Origin of the sequence: Paraclostridium dentum, from assembly GCF_012922555.1 — a bacterium.
Classification (GTDB): domain Bacteria; phylum Bacillota; class Clostridia; order Peptostreptococcales; family Peptostreptococcaceae; genus Paraclostridium; species Paraclostridium dentum.
Genome location: NZ_WIPK01000178.1, coordinates 1 through 339, shown reverse-complemented (window position 1 = coordinate 339; position 339 = coordinate 1). Strand labels below are relative to the sequence as shown.

Annotated in this window: 1 protein-coding gene; it reads right to left on the bottom strand. The window is 45.7% G+C overall.

Annotation, left to right across the window (positions count from 1 at the left end; translation table 11 throughout):
- The coding region (locus tag GFJ41_RS21280; RefSeq protein WP_206001629.1) for a hypothetical protein at window positions 1–268 on the bottom strand (268 nt) is incomplete at its 3' end.
- Between the last annotated feature and the right edge of the window lie 71 nt (window positions 269–339).

Sequence of the window (339 nt, the reverse complement as noted above, 5' to 3'; positions counted from 1 at the left end):
CACCAGGTGAGCGAGAGGGATTTAGTTCCAGATTTTGTTCTGGGAGTTCAGTTAGCACACCTTCAGACACCACCTTTAGGGTCCTCCTAACTCCATCATGAAATGTTGCACTCGCAGCCTGCACCTCTATCTGGTGGTTCCCAAATTCCATGGGAATAATCACATAGGGGATGGATCTGGTGGACTTGGCATCAACGTTAACTATGGTACGGTATTTCTTCTTTTTGCTGGCTGCGCTGCAAACATGCTCTGTCTCAAAGAATTCCACACGCACCTTTTGTTGCCTATTGGAGAAGTTATGCAGAATAGCTTTGATTTCTAGTTGTTCATTGCGTACTG